Genomic DNA, 14,217 nt, shown 5'->3' with positions numbered 1-14,217 from the left:
ATCAGGTTCTCTCCGTTTTGCTCAGCCACATCTTATCCATACCCTCGCCTTTGATCTGCATCGGATACACGTGTTCGGTTTCATCCACATTGATGTCGACGAATACCAGACGATCTTTCATCGCCAACGCTTTTTTCAGCCCAGCTTCGAGTTCGTCCGGCGTCGAAATACGGATACCGACGTGACCGTACGCTTCTGCAATCGCAGCAAAGTCCGGTACTGAGTCCATATACGAGTTGGAGTGACGCCCCTGATAAATGATGTCCTGCCATTGCTTGACCATGCCGAGGAAACGGTTGTTAAGGTTGATAATTTTCACCGGAATGTCGTACTGCATCGCGGTTGACAGTTCTTGTATGTTCATCTGGATACTGCCGTCACCGGTCACCACCACAACTTCCTCGTCCGGCTTGGCAAATTTAACCCCAAGACCGGCAGGAAAACCAAACCCCATCGTGCCCAGACCGCCGGAGTTGATCCAACGCCGCGGCTTATTGAACGGATAATACAGCGCCGCAAACATCTGGTGCTGACCCACATCAGAAGCCACATAAGCATCACCGTTGGTCAGTCGATGCAGCGTTTCTATCACCTGTTGGGGTTTGATACGCTCAGGAGAAGTTTCATAAGCCAGGCAATTGCGATCACGCCACCCTTGAATATCCTGCCACCAGCTTTGCAGTGCGTCAGCATCGTTCGTGCCGCCTTGTTCAACCAGTAGTGTCAGCATGGTGTCCAAGACTTTCTCGGCCGAACCAACGATAGGCAGATCGACCCGCACATTTTTTGAGATGGACGACGGATCTATATCAATGTGCATCACTTTGGCATCCGGGCAGTATTTCTCCAGATTGTTGGTGGTGCGGTCATCAAAGCGCACACCAATGCCGAAGATCAGATCGGCATTGTGCATGGCCATGTTGGCTTGGTAAGTGCCGTGCATCCCCAACATACCCAAAGAGTTATGGTGTGTGCCCGGGAAAGCGCCAAGCCCCATCAAGGTACTGACCACCGGCAGGTTCAATACTTCTGCCAGTTTAAGAATTTGTTCGTCGGCGCCGGAAATCACCGCGCCGCCACCGATGTACAGCACCGGTTTTTTCGCATCCAGGAGCGCTTTTAAAGCCTTTTTGATCTGACCTTTGTGGCCGGATGTCGTCGGGTTGTAGGAGCGCATTTTGATTGTCTCCGGATAGGCATAAGGCAATTTGATCTGCGGACTCATCACATCTTTCGGCAGATCGATCACCACAGGGCCTGGACGACCCGTTGACGCAATATAGAAGGCTTTTTTAATTGTTTCGGGGATATCTTCCGCATTTTTTACCAGGAAGCTGTGCTTCACCACCGGACGGGACACACCGACGATATCGCACTCCTGAAACGCATCGTTGCCGATCAGGTTCGTTGGCACGTTGCCTGAAATCACGATCATCGGTACAGAGTCCATGTAGGCGGTCGCAATGCCGGTGATGGTATTGGTTGCTCCTGGGCCGGAGCAGACTAACACGACGCCTGGTTTGCCTGTTGCACGAGCATAACCATCGGCCATGTGAGTCGCTGCTTGTTCATGGCGAACCAGCACGTGTTTGATTTTGTCGGTTTTTTCATGCAGAGCATCGTAGATATCAAGCACCGAGCCACCTGGGTAACCAAAGATCTGCTCTACGCCCTCTTCGATCAGAGACTGGACGACCATCTCTGCGCCGGACAACATTGCCATATTTTTCTCCTTACCAGCATCCAATCACGCTAGGTCAGCGCCATTGTTCTGGTTTTACATAGTCTAGGTCTTATTCGTAGCCTAATTCGAAATACGTTCACTCTTTCGGCTATGTCTCGTTTCTGTCATAACAAAAACGAGTGAGCTCCCACTGTAGCGTGTAATTCCTGAGCGGTCTAACGTGACAAAAGTCACACCATTAACAACATGCTTAAAAAGAGGAAATTATAAGAAAAGGATGTCACAAAGAAGAAAAAATACGGGGGTTATGATTAACACTTCGCAAAAAAAAAGAATAAAATTCCACAACACAACCACCAGACTCACACGCATGAAAGAAAGAGCCACGCCCAATCTGCAAACAAGCAATAAAAAATCCTCCCACAGCAGTCACGCTGAGCAGGAGGACTTTTTATCGGATTAACCAGCTTGAGTGCAGGTTTTTATCTCTTTTTTGAATTCTCAGTGTACATTTCGTCGATTTCATCCTGATATCGGTCATGGATGACTTTTCGACGCAGTTTCTGCGTCGGGGTCAGTTCACCGTCATCCATTGAGAAGGCTTTCGGCAACAATTTGAATTTTTTCACCTGCTCAAATTTTGCCAGCTCTTGTTGCAGGTCGGCGATGCGCGCTTCGAACATGGCAACAATCTGATGATGTTTGATCAGCTCCATTCGATCATGATACTTAATGTTCAGCTCTTTCGCGTACTGCTCCAGGCTATCAAAACACGGTACGATCAACGCCGAAACAAACTTGCGCGTATCGGCGATCACGGCAATCTGCTCAATAAAATGGTCTTTGCCTAACGTGCCTTCGATCATTTGCGGGGCAATGTATTTACCACCGGATGTCTTCATCAACTCTTTGATCCGGTCGGTAATAAACAAGTTCCCCTGCTCATCAATCTGCCCAGCATCGCCAGTTTTCAGGAATCCATGCTCGTCAAAGCTTTTTGCCGTTTCTTCCGGCATTTTGTAGTAACCGCGCATGACCATAGGTCCGCGGACTAAAATCTCATTATTGTCACCGATTTTCACCTGCGCGCCCGGCATCGCCATGCCGATGGAGTCAGGGTTAAAACAACGATCGTCCCAACAGGAGACGGTCGCTGTGGTTTCGGTCATACCGTAACCGAGTTTGACGTTGATGCCCATTGCATGGAAAAAGCGCCCGATGGTCTCATCCAGTTTGGCCCCCCCACACGGCATGAAATTAATTCGTCCGCCGAGCAGATCGCGCAGTTTAGACAGCACCAGTTTATCCGCCAGCCGGTAAGATTTTTTCAGCAACAGAGACGGTTGGCGATTCTGTTGCTGACAGAGAGACATTTTGGCCCCCATGTTGACCGCCCAGGTGAACAGTACTTTACGGAGAAAGGGCGCTCGCGCGACTTTTTCGTGAATCGCAGAGAAGATTTTCTCGTAAAAACGGGGAACCGCACACATCACAGTCGGACGAACTTCACTTAGAGCGTCACGCACCTGCATAGTGTCTTGCAGATAACAGTTGGTTGCCCCTTTGTACAATACGTAAAACGTCCAGGCGCGCTCAAAAACGTGTGACAAAGGCAGAAAACACAGTGATACGTCCTCCTGAGAGAGACTCAGACGCAGATCATGCCCTTCCAACTGGGCGCCAATGTTCGCGTAGTCGAGCATCACCCCTTTGGGCTGGCCGGTGGTACCAGAGGTATAAATCAGCGTGAGTAAGTCATCCATACACGCCTGCTCCAGGCGTTGTTCCAACTCAGCTTGCTCGCTCTGTTCGCCCTGTGCCATAAAGCGTTCCCAGCTCAGCGCTTGCGGGCAATCTCTCAAGTCGACATCATCCGACATGGCCACGATCAGTTCCAGCTGCGGACACTGCTCCAGGAGATTTAATGCCGCATCGTATTGCGCCTGTTCACCGACAAACAGTATGCGGGCATCGGCATTGTCAACGATGTACGCGGACTGCGCCGCCGTATTGGTCGGGTATATGGGTACCGGCACCGCGCGAACTTGCAACGTGGCCAAATCAGCAATGGTCCAGCGCGACATGTTGTTGGAGAAAATCGCCACTTTGTCCTGTACCGCGATGCCCTGTGCCAGCAGCGCGCGTGACAACTGATCGATTTCGATCCCCAGTTGTGTCCAGCTGATGCCCTGCCATACAGCGCCGTCTTTCTGCTTCAGAGCAATGCGTGCGCCACCCTGAGCAATCTGAGCGCGAATACGTTTAACAATGTGAAAATCTAAATTGGCCATGCTTTGTACCTTTGGCTTACACCTGTAAGCTTTTTTTGAGCGCACAAGTGTACAATCAAGGCCAGAAAAGGCAACTGACAGACGTCAAAGTTAGCCACCTAAATAGTAAAAAACCTTGAACGAAGAGCTCCGTTCAAGGTTTTTACCGTCAGTTTGGTGCCAAAATTGCCTTACGACAATGCCACCACTTCGCCACAGATCATCATCAGTTGATCGCGCATCCAGATATGACCTTTGTCTTTTTCACTGGATTCATGCCAGCTCAGATATCCGCTGATATTGGCGTTCTCAAACGGCAACGCCAACATCTGCAACTGGTCTTTGTTGGCGGCATTTTCCACCATCCAGCGTGGCGCGATCGTTACCAGTTCAGACTGCCCAACAACGTACAGCACATTACTTAAACTGGTGCCCTCGTAATAAGGCTGACAATCCATTTCACGGTATGCCTGCTCGGAAAAACTGCGTTGACCGTGAATCTTCGACAATTTGGCGTGTTTCTCTGCACGCAGTTGTTCTGCGCTCACCTCTCCCTGAACACGAGGGTGCGCTTTGGCGGCAACGACCACCAGCTCGTCCTGAAAAATCTCAGTGCTGGAGAAGCCTTGATCATCAAAACGGGCGTAATCAATAACAAAATCAATTTCCTGATAACGCATACGTTCGGCCAGCTTACGGTCGAACTCTGCATCCAGATGCAGTTGCACATTCGGTGCCTGTTCATGCACGGAAGTCATGATCTTAGGCGCAAAGCGCATGTCACAAGGGCTGCAAATCGCCAGTTTGAACAGACGAGTTGACGTTTCAGGAGAAAAAATCGAGCTTGGCAGCTCATTGCGGATCAGCTGTAATGCCTGACGAATCGGACCAAACAGCTGGCGAGCGCGTTGTGTGGGTTGAATACCACGTCCCTGACGCATGAACAATTCATCATTAAACATCACTTTCAGACGAGCAACCGCGTTACTGACCGCTGGCTGAGACATGCCCAGATTGTGCGCGGCGCGAGTGATGTTTTGTTCCTGCATCACGGCATCGAATACCGTCAACAGGTTAAGGTCTACCCCACGTAATGTGCTTTCCATTCGGTAGCTAGCAATAGCGCTCATTGCATCTTTTTTTTGTAACATTGATTACGCCTCTTAATGGTCGTCGATAGCTCTAGGTTTGTTTTGGGTTGGAATAGATAACCTGTCGTTTTTATATTTATCGCCCCGATAAGAGCGGAGCGACACTTACTATCAGCGAATCAATCGAGGTTTAGCAACTAGATTGATAATTAATCAGTATTTTTTATCTGGATAACAATAAAGCCTTTAAAAATCAATAATATAATCTTTTTATAAAAAAGCATAAAAGGGCTTTTTTAGCCCTTTCATAATTTTCTAATGATTTTATCAGTGACAAAGCTGAGCGTTTTTTACCCATTGACACGTTGAATACGTCAATAGGTACAGCAAAAGGCAGGATCAATATCGGCGTTACAGATTGATAACATAACTGGGAAAATCGACTTTTTCCCATAACGCGAGACTGAGCGACGCCGGATCAGACAAATCACCACCAACCAGCCAGTCAGCAATCGCCCCGGCCACATCCGGGTACGACACGCTTTCTGCTTCTTTTTCATCCAGCCAACTGCGCACGGCAGAGGCGTCTAAGAAATCCATCGAGCTCGCTAATCCAAGGTTTTCCAGTGTGGCGACGTTGCTCTGCTGTTCAAACTGACCAGCCAGCGGTTTGAGCAGCAGTTTCTTACCCAAGGTCAGCGCCTCGGAAGGCAACTCAAATCCGCCATTGGCGATCACACCCGAGCAACGCTGCAGGTGATGTTGAAAACCCTGATGGCACAGCGGACGTAGCGTAACGTTTTCCAGCTCTTGCAAGCCTGTCACCGCTGGATGGAAGCAGACAAAACGCTGATTGCCGAAACGAAACAAAAGTTCACAAATATCATCTACCGATTCAAATGGCAGATAAACCAGCACATACTGCTCTAGGCGCGCTTTCTCACCCAAGGTGTGGACAATTGGCGGCAGCAACGGCTGATCAAAATGGTACCAGTGCAAACCGATATGCTGATCACACGGCGCAAAATGCTCAATCACCCGCTTATCCAGCCAGGAGGCTCCTTTCAGCGGCACCGGGTAGCGAAATGCATTCTGATGGCTGATACCGATGCAGGTGACCTTCTGCTTTTTTGCCGCCCAGGCTGAGATAGGCTCAAAATCATTCAGCACCAGATCGTAGCGGCTGAGATCCAATGCTGCGATTTCCTTGTTTAGCTGGATCAGGCTGTTATTCAGCCCGGTTTTCCAGTAATTCACCCGGCCTTTTTCTGTCACGAACGTCATCCCCCGCCGGGTCTGATAGTCCCCAAAGTCGTCCATGGAAAAGTATTTGTCCGACGCACGGCCGGAGAAGAGAAAATCGACTTCAAGATCACGCTGCTTCAGCGCTTTGCTCATAGCTCTGGCCCGAGCAATATGCCCATTTCCAGTTCCCTGAACACCGTACAAGATTTTCAATCGTTAGCCTCCAACAACTGAGATGGCGAAAGTGGCACTGCCCACTCCCAATAACATACCGATCAGCACATCGCTGATGAAATGCACCCCGAGTAGAATACGGGCCGCACCAATGGCGGCCGCCCACAACAGGGCAAAGCTGTGCAGATCCGGATAAAAGTGACCAATTAAAGTAGCCATCAGGAAGGCGGCGGCCGTGTGGCCTGATGGCAGGCTATAGCGGTCAGAAGGGGTAATAAAAGACACCACTAAGTCAGAAAACTCGTCCGGTCGACGACGCTTAAAACTGTTTTTGGTTAGCCAATAGATAGGCAGTTCAAGTGCGAAGGCACTCAGCCCAGCGGCCAGAAACATCGCTCCGGTAGGGCCATCCAGCCACCAAGCCAACAACCCAATCACAAGATACAGATGGCCATCCCCGGTGTGCGAAATGGCTTTACTCATTTGGGCAACCTGTTGGTTGAATCTGTGTTGAAGACAAAACAGAGAAAATGCCAGGTCAAGTTTGGCAATCGGTTCGATAGCTCTCATCTTGTTGCTCCTGCAAACCTTCCACTCATTGTTGAAAAGATGTTAGGAGCCCCAAGTGACAGAAACATGAAGATTGTTTGGAGATATGGTGACAAACCAGCTCAGCCGCTGGCATTACTTTCCGAAGTGGTGAGAAACCCGCTGGTCATCAGACGAATATTGTGTTCAAACAAGCGATCGAGAAACTCGTCACTGAGTTCGACTCCATGCAGTGCCAGCATCGACGGGGGCGCCATAAACGGAAACACCATCAGGCTGATGTATGAAATCCGACACAGCTTGGGATCCATATCCGGCCGAATCACCTGCTCTTGCACCAGACGATCAAAAATGACGTCTTGCATCGGCTTACTGATGTCCATAAACACTTTTTCCATCAGCTTTCTTTGTGTGTCGGACGGTGGCATGTTCATCAGTTGCATGACCAGACGCGGAAACTGAGGCACTTTAACCATTTCCCGGTAATAGGTACGCATAATGTCGATAAAATGCCCACGTGAAGCATGTTTGATCAGGGTATTGAGCTTTTGTTGCACTGGCGCGAGCGTCTCGCGCAACATCGTCTCGAACAAGCCTTCTTTATTGCCGAAATAATAGCTGATCATCGCGCTGTTCACACCAGCTCGCTGAGCAATCAAACGGGTAGAAACCTTGTCATACGCCATCACGGTAAATAACTCCCGGGCATGATGGATCAAGTGTTCACGTGCGTGAGTTTGATTACTCGGCCGGCCCACTCTGCGTGCCTTTTCTGACCGTGTAGTCTGTTGCATAGATGATCTCGACAATTAATCATTGATTAATTGTAGGCCAGTTACCCTGCTCCTTAACAGGTTTATTATTCATCATAATAAGTGACACTGGTTAAAATCAGTCCAAACGATGAATTTGCCCCTGGATTAGGCACCGGCGAATAAAAAAGCAATTTTAGGGTTGACGAGCTCCATTGAGTGCGGTACTAATTTGTTAACTTAATTCTGTGGAACGCTTAACAACATGACAGCACGTTTTTCTCTCCTGCTTAGCCTCCTCCTTATCGTGACCAGATCGCGCGGGTAGGCTGTGGAAGAAAAATAACCTCACAGAATGATACTAGACCCGCACGCAGATGCGGGTTTTTTTATACCTAAATACCGGAAGTAAAACGATTACTCATCGCAAAAGGAAGCAAACATGAACGATCAGGTCATAATCTTCGACACCACGTTACGTGATGGCGAACAAGCGTTGTCAGCAAGCTTGACGGTTAAAGAGAAACTGCAGATTGCGTATGCGCTTGAAAGGCTCGGCGTCGATGTGATCGAAGCAGGCTTCCCTATCTCTTCACCGGGTGATTTCGAGTCCGTACAAACTATCGCTAAAAACATTAAAAACAGCCGAGTTTGTGCCCTTTCGCGTGCCGTTGCGAAAGACATCGATGCCGCCGCCGAAGCGCTCAAAGTGGCGGACCAGTTCCGTATCCACACCTTTTTGGCCACCTCAACCATCCATGTCAAAGACAAACTGCGCCGCAGCTATGATGACGTGGTAGAAATGGCGGTTAACGCCGTCAAACATGCGCGTAAATATACCGATGATGTCGAGTTCTCGTGCGAAGATGCTGGTCGTACTCCGATTGACAATTTGTGCCGCATGGTTGAGGCCGCAATCAACGCAGGCGCGACCACCGTCAACATCCCAGACACCGTGGGCTACACCGTGCCAAGCGAATTTGGTGGCATCATCCAGACCCTGTTCAACCGCGTGCCAAACATTGATAAAGCGGTGATTTCCGTCCATTGCCATGACGACTTAGGAATGTCGGTCGCCAACTCGATTGCCGCGGTGCAGGCCGGCGCACGTCAGATAGAAGGCACCATCAACGGTATTGGTGAGCGCGCTGGTAACTGTTCGCTGGAAGAGATCGCGATGATCATCAAAACCCGCCAAGAGTTCTTAGGCGTACACACCGGCATCAAACACGAAGAGATCCACCGTACCAGTAAGTTGGTCAGCCAACTGTGCAACATGCCGATCCAGAGCAACAAAGCCATCGTCGGTGCCAACGCCTTCAGTCACTCGTCCGGTATTCACCAAGATGGCATGTTGAAGAACAAAAACACGTACGAAATCATGACACCGGAGTCCATCGGCCTGAAGAACCAGGCGTTGAATCTGACCAGTCGCAGCGGCCGTGCTGCAGTGAAAAGTCATATGGATGCCATGGGTTATAAAGAAGAAGAGTATAATCTGAACGCACTGTACGAAGATTTCCTGAAGCTGGCCGATCGCAAGGGCCAAGTGTTCGACTACGATCTGGAAGCCTTAATGCACTTCTCAAACCTGCGTGAGGAAGACGACTTCTACAAACTGAACTACCTGAGCGTGCAGTCCGGCAGCGTGATGGCAACGACCAGCATCAAACTGCTGTGTGGCGATGAAGAAAAATGCGAGGCAGCCGTCGGTAATGGTCCGGTCGATGCGTTATACCAGTGTATTTACCGCGTGACTGGGTACGATATCGTGCTGGACAAGTTTGACCTGACCGCCAAAGGTGAAGGGGAAGATGGTTTGGGGCAGGCGGACATCATTGCCAATTATAAAGGCCGTAAGTATCACGGCACTGGCGTCTCGACCGATATCGTCGAAGCGTCTGGCCAGGCGCTGCTGCATGTGATCAACAGCATTCACCGTGCGGATCAAGTGGCTGAAATTAAACAAAAACGCATCACAACAGTATAAAACGCTTCCGGAGGGAAATCGTACCTCCGGGGTCAGATAATGAACAAGAAAGGACAAACATGACAGACAAACATTACAAAATCGCCGTATTACCCGGAGATGGGATCGGCCCGGAAGTGATGGCACAGGCAAACAAAGTACTGGATGCGATTGAAAAGAAGCACTCGATCACATTCGAGCGTGAGCAGCATGACGTAGGCGGCATCGCAATCGATAATCACGGTTGTCCGTTGCCTGAAAGCACCATCAGCGCGTGTGAAGAAGCAGATGCCGTACTCTTCGGCTCGGTGGGAGGCCCGAAATGGGAACACCTGCCACCGAATGATCAACCTGAACGCGGTGCCCTGCTGCCACTACGTAAACACTTCCAGCTATTTTGTAACCTACGCCCAGCTCAAATCCACACTGGTCTGGAAGCCTTTTCTCCTTTGCGCGCTGATATTTCTGAGCGTGGTTTTGATATTGTCGTGGTTCGTGAGTTGACGGGCGGTATCTATTTTGGCCAGCCCAAGGGCCGTGAAGGCGAAGGCGCGACCGAAAAAGCATTTGATACTGAGATCTACCACCGTTTCGAGATCGAACGCATCGCCAAAATTGCATTTGAATCGGCACGTCTGCGCAATAAGAAAGTGTGTTCCATTGACAAAGCGAACGTGCTGCAAAGCTCGATCCTGTGGCGAGAAGTGGTGGAAGAGATCGCCAAAGATTACCCGGATGTCGAGCTTTCCCATATGTACATCGATAACGCCACCATGCAGTTGATCAAAGATCCGGCGCAGTTTGACGTCATGCTGTGTTCGAATATCTTCGGCGACATCATCTCAGACGAATGTGCCATGATTACCGGGTCGATGGGTATGCTACCGTCAGCAAGTCTAAATGAGAGCAAGTTCGGCCTGTATGAACCAGCAGGCGGCAGCGCACCGGATATTGCAGGTAAGAACATCGCCAACCCAGTGGCACAGATTCTGTCGGCAGCGTTGATGCTACGTTACAGCCTGGGTGAGGAAGCGGCGGCGCAGGATATTGAAACAGCGGTATCTCAGGCCCTATCTGCCGGTGAGCTAACGGCCGATCTGGCCGGTGACCATCCGGCACTGTCGACCTCCGCCATGGGCGATACCATCGCCAGTTACATTTTAAATTCATAACAAGAATATCGTTGTCTGAGACCGAGCTTTACGCACGGCTCAGGCACGCAGGAAGCAAACACAATGGGCAAAACTCTGTATGAAAAAGTCTACGACGCGCATGTGGCCGTAGCCGCCGAAGGCGAAAACCCAATTCTGTATATCGACCGTCATCTGGTGCATGAAGTCACTTCACCACAAGCGTTTGATGGCTTGCGTGAGAAAGGCCGACCGGTTCGTCAGGTTGGCAAAACGTTCGCGACCATGGATCACAACGTATCCACGACCACCAAAGACATCAATGCGTCAGGTGAGATGGCGCGCATTCAGATGGAAACGCTGAAAAAGAACTGTGAAGAGTTCGGCGTCACTCTGTACGATATCAACCACAAATATCAGGGAATCGTCCACGTGATGGGGCCGGAGCTGGGCATTACCCTGCCAGGAATGACCATCGTATGTGGTGACTCTCATACCGCCACCCACGGTGCATTTGGCTCATTGGCGTTTGGTATCGGAACCTCCGAAGTGGAACACGTCCTGGCTACTCAAACGTTGAAGCAAGCGCGTGCTAAAACCATGAAAATTGAAGTGCAGGGTAAAGTTGCACCAGGCATAACGGCCAAAGATATCGTACTGGCCATCATCGGTAAAACCACCGCTGCAGGCGGAACAGGCTATGTGGTCGAATTCTGCGGTGAAGCAATCACCGACCTGACAATGGAAGGCCGTATGACGGTGTGTAACATGGCGATCGAATTAGGCGCTAAAGCGGGTCTAATCGCACCAGATGAAACCACCTTCGAGTACATCAAAGGGCGTAAGTTCGCCCCCACCGGAGCTAACTGGGAAGCGGCCGTTGAATACTGGAAAACATTCCGTACCGACGATGATGCAGCGTTTGATGCGGTGGTGACACTCAATGCAGCCGACATTAAGCCTCAGGTCACCTGGGGAACTAACCCGGGTCAAGTGATTGCCGTTGATGAGCCAATCCCGGCACCAGAAAGTTTCTCCGATCCAGTCGAACGCGCTTCTGCGCAGAAAGCCTTGGCTTACATGGGACTGGAAGCGGGCAAATCGATGTCTGACTATAAAGTGGATAAAGTCTTCGTTGGCTCTTGCACCAACTCGCGTATCGAAGACATGCGCGCGGCGGCAGCCATAGCGAAAGGCAAACAAGTTGCTGCTCACGTTCAGGCATTGATTGTCCCAGGCTCAGAACAAGTCAAAGCGCAGGCGGAAGCTGAAGGTTTGGACGTGATATTTAAGGAAGCGGGGTTTAAATGGCGCTTACCAGGCTGTTCTATGTGTCTGGCAATGAACAACGACCGTTTAGGTCCCGGGGAGCGCTGCGCGTCAACCTCAAACCGTAACTTCGAAGGTCGTCAGGGCCGAGATGGCCGCACCCATCTGGTCAGCCCTGCTATGGCAGCCGCCGCTGCGATTGCTGGCCACTTCGTTGATATTCGTGAGTTGGACTAAGGAGAGAACAGATGTCAGGTTTTAAACAACATACAGGATTAGTGGTTCCTCTGGATGCAGCAAACGTCGACACCGATGCGATCATTCCTAAACAGTTCTTGCAAAAGGTGTCTCGCTTAGGCTTTGGCAAGCACCTCTTCCACGACTGGCGCTTCTTGGATGATGCAGGCCAACAGACAAATCCGGATTTCGTCATGAACCAGCCACGCTACCAGGGCGCCTCTATCTTGCTCGCGCGGGAAAACTTCGGCTGTGGCTCATCACGTGAACACGCCCCTTGGGCACTGGCCGATTATGGTATCAAAGCGATGATCGCCCCAAGTTTTGCGGATATTTTTTACGGCAACTCCATCAACAACCAAATGGTTCCTGTACGCCTAACCGAACAAGAAGTGGATGAAATCTTCCAGTTCGTTGAAGCGAACGAAGGCGCTGAGATTGAGGTTGATTTGGAAGCCAACCTGGTGCGGGCTAATGGCAAAGAGTATTCATTTGAGATTGACGAGTTTCGCCGTCACTGCCTGTTAAACGGCTTAGACAACATAGGTCTGACCCTACAACACGAAGACAAAATTTCAAACTACGAGGCGAAGATCCCCGAATTCTTGCGCTGAGACTTACCTGAGCAAAGATCACAAAAGGTTGGCCATGAGCCAGCCTTTTTTATTGAAAGCAATTACGCTTGAAGTGGGTCTACTCTTCAAATCATTCATTTGGAACTTATTATGACGCGCTTGCTGACTTTACTCTTAACTGCCCTTTCTTTTTACAGCTATGCAGCCCCTAAAGCGGAACTGTGGCCATACTGGCAACAAAGTGACGAAAGCAGCACATTATCCATTTCACATCAGGCATGGCAGGAGCTTCTGGATCGGTATCTGGTGAAGGAAGGAGAGTTTACCTTGTTTACTTATCAACAGGTGAAACCCGCCGATCGCAAAAAACTCAATAGCTACCTGCGTATGCTGAGCAGTATTGACCCATTACGCTACTCCAAAGCTGAGCAGTATGCATATTGGGTTAATTTGTATAACGCGATGACCGTAGAACTGATCCTCGACAGCTATCCCGTCAGTTCCATCACTAAATTAGGTGGGCTATTCAGTTTCGGCCCATGGGATGAAGAGATCACGAAAATTAACGGTCATCCTCTGACACTGAATGACATTGAGCATCGTATTTTACGCCCTATCTGGAATGATCCGCGTACGCACTACGCCGTCAACTGTGCCAGCCTGGGTTGTCCGAATTTACAGCAACAAGCCTTCACCGCAGAGAACAGCGAAGCGCTATTACAAAAAGCAGCCCGCGAATTCATTAACAGTGGCAAAGGCGCCCAAAAATCGAACGGTACACTGGTGCTGTCTTCTATTTATGAATGGTTTAGCGAGGATTTTGGTGATCGGCAGCAGCTCTTAGAACATTTAGGTGCCTATCGTACTGAACTGCAACATTACGATGGGAAGATAGATTACGACTATGACTGGCAGCTCAACGAGAACAAATAACGCTCCAATAGCAAAAAACCTCAGCCAAAGGCTGAGGTTTTTCAGTATTTAGAGCCTAGCGATGTCCTACTCTCACATGGGGAAACCCCACACTACCATCGGCGCTACTCTGTTTCACTTCTGAGTTCGGCATGGAATCAGGTGGGTCCAAAGCGCTATGGTCGCTAAGCAAATTGTGTTCTCATTAGAGAGAATAACTGGTGCTGATACCCAGACTCGAACTGGGGACCTCATCCTTACCAAGGATGCGCTCTACCACCTGAGCTATATCAGCACACAAAATTTTGTGTCGGTGGACTAAAAAAGCCCGTCATACAACGGGCTCTTTAAAATTTAAGA

11 protein-coding genes, 1 tRNA gene and 1 rRNA gene are annotated in these 14,217 nt (G+C 49.9%); 5 read left to right on the top strand and 8 right to left on the bottom strand.

The genetic code is table 11. From position 1 onward, the window contains the following. Nucleotide 1: 1 nt before the first annotated feature. The 6 genes from VPR01S_RS18480 to VPR01S_RS18455 form a co-directional block, all read right to left on the bottom strand. Nucleotides 2–1,723 (bottom strand): acetolactate synthase 3 large subunit, encoded by a 1,722-nt coding sequence (locus VPR01S_RS18480; protein ID WP_021706894.1) that lies wholly within the window; start codon nucleotides 1,721–1,723, stop codon nucleotides 2–4. A gap of 443 nt (nucleotides 1,724–2,166) precedes the next feature. Next, the gene (locus VPR01S_RS18475) at nucleotides 2,167–3,975 is read right to left on the bottom strand and encodes an AMP-dependent synthetase/ligase (protein ID WP_021706893.1); all 1,809 of its coding nucleotides are present in this window, start codon (nucleotides 3,973–3,975) and stop codon (nucleotides 2,167–2,169) included. A 170-nt stretch (nucleotides 3,976–4,145) separates the two neighbouring features. Then, nucleotides 4,146–5,105 carry a transcriptional regulator LeuO gene (gene leuO / locus VPR01S_RS18470; protein ID WP_021706892.1) on the bottom strand — a complete coding sequence of 320 codons (960 nt, stop codon included), beginning with the start codon at nucleotides 5,103–5,105 and terminating at the stop codon, nucleotides 4,146–4,148. Nucleotides 5,106–5,456: 351 nt separating this feature from the next. After that, the gene (locus VPR01S_RS18465; protein WP_021706891.1) at nucleotides 5,457–6,503 is read right to left on the bottom strand and encodes an MJ1255/VC2487 family glycosyltransferase; all 1,047 of its coding nucleotides are present in this window, start codon (nucleotides 6,501–6,503) and stop codon (nucleotides 5,457–5,459) included. A 3-nt stretch (nucleotides 6,504–6,506) separates the two neighbouring features. Beyond that, nucleotides 6,507–7,034 (bottom strand): phosphatase PAP2 family protein, encoded by a 528-nt coding sequence (locus VPR01S_RS18460; protein ID WP_021706890.1) that lies wholly within the window; start codon nucleotides 7,032–7,034, stop codon nucleotides 6,507–6,509. Between the two features lie 101 nt (nucleotides 7,035–7,135). Further along, on the bottom strand, nucleotides 7,136–7,807 hold the full coding sequence (locus VPR01S_RS18455) for a TetR/AcrR family transcriptional regulator (protein ID WP_040903116.1): 672 nt from the start codon (nucleotides 7,805–7,807) through the stop codon (nucleotides 7,136–7,138). Between the two features lie 400 nt (nucleotides 7,808–8,207). On the opposite strand from VPR01S_RS18455, the gene leuA reads away from it, so the two are divergent. The 5 genes from leuA (at nucleotide 8,208) to VPR01S_RS18430 (ending at nucleotide 13,878) form a co-directional block, all read left to right on the top strand. Then, nucleotides 8,208–9,755, top strand: a complete 1,548-nt coding sequence (gene leuA / locus VPR01S_RS18450; RefSeq protein WP_021706888.1) for a 2-isopropylmalate synthase — start codon at nucleotides 8,208–8,210, stop codon at nucleotides 9,753–9,755. Nucleotides 9,756–9,814: 59 nt separating this feature from the next. Beyond that, a complete protein-coding gene (gene leuB, locus VPR01S_RS18445) occupies nucleotides 9,815–10,906 on the top strand; it encodes a 3-isopropylmalate dehydrogenase (protein ID WP_021706887.1) in 1,092 nt (363 codons plus the stop codon). Between the two features lie 63 nt (nucleotides 10,907–10,969). Next, entirely contained in the window at nucleotides 10,970–12,370 is a 1,401-nt protein-coding gene (gene leuC, locus VPR01S_RS18440) for a 3-isopropylmalate dehydratase large subunit (RefSeq protein WP_021706886.1), read from the top strand. An 11-nt stretch (nucleotides 12,371–12,381) separates the two neighbouring features. After that, on the top strand, nucleotides 12,382–12,984 hold the full coding sequence (leuD, locus tag VPR01S_RS18435; RefSeq protein WP_021706885.1) for a 3-isopropylmalate dehydratase small subunit: 603 nt from the start codon (nucleotides 12,382–12,384) through the stop codon (nucleotides 12,982–12,984). A gap of 111 nt (nucleotides 12,985–13,095) precedes the next feature. Continuing rightward, the gene (locus VPR01S_RS18430; protein ID WP_021706884.1) at nucleotides 13,096–13,878 is read left to right on the top strand and encodes a DUF547 domain-containing protein; all 783 of its coding nucleotides are present in this window, start codon (nucleotides 13,096–13,098) and stop codon (nucleotides 13,876–13,878) included. Between the two features lie 53 nt (nucleotides 13,879–13,931). Here VPR01S_RS18430 and rrf read toward each other — a convergent pair. Then, a 5S ribosomal RNA gene (rrf, locus tag VPR01S_RS18425) occupies nucleotides 13,932–14,047 on the bottom strand. A gap of 29 nt (nucleotides 14,048–14,076) precedes the next feature. Further along, nucleotides 14,077–14,152 (bottom strand) — tRNA-Thr (locus VPR01S_RS18420). Between the last annotated feature and the right edge of the window lie 65 nt (nucleotides 14,153–14,217).

Origin of the sequence: Vibrio proteolyticus NBRC 13287, from assembly GCF_000467125.1 — a bacterium.
GTDB classification, from domain to species: Bacteria; Pseudomonadota; Gammaproteobacteria; order Enterobacterales; family Vibrionaceae; genus Vibrio; species Vibrio proteolyticus.
Note: the sequence above shows the minus strand (reverse complement) of the source record. Positions and strands in the feature narration are given on the sequence as shown.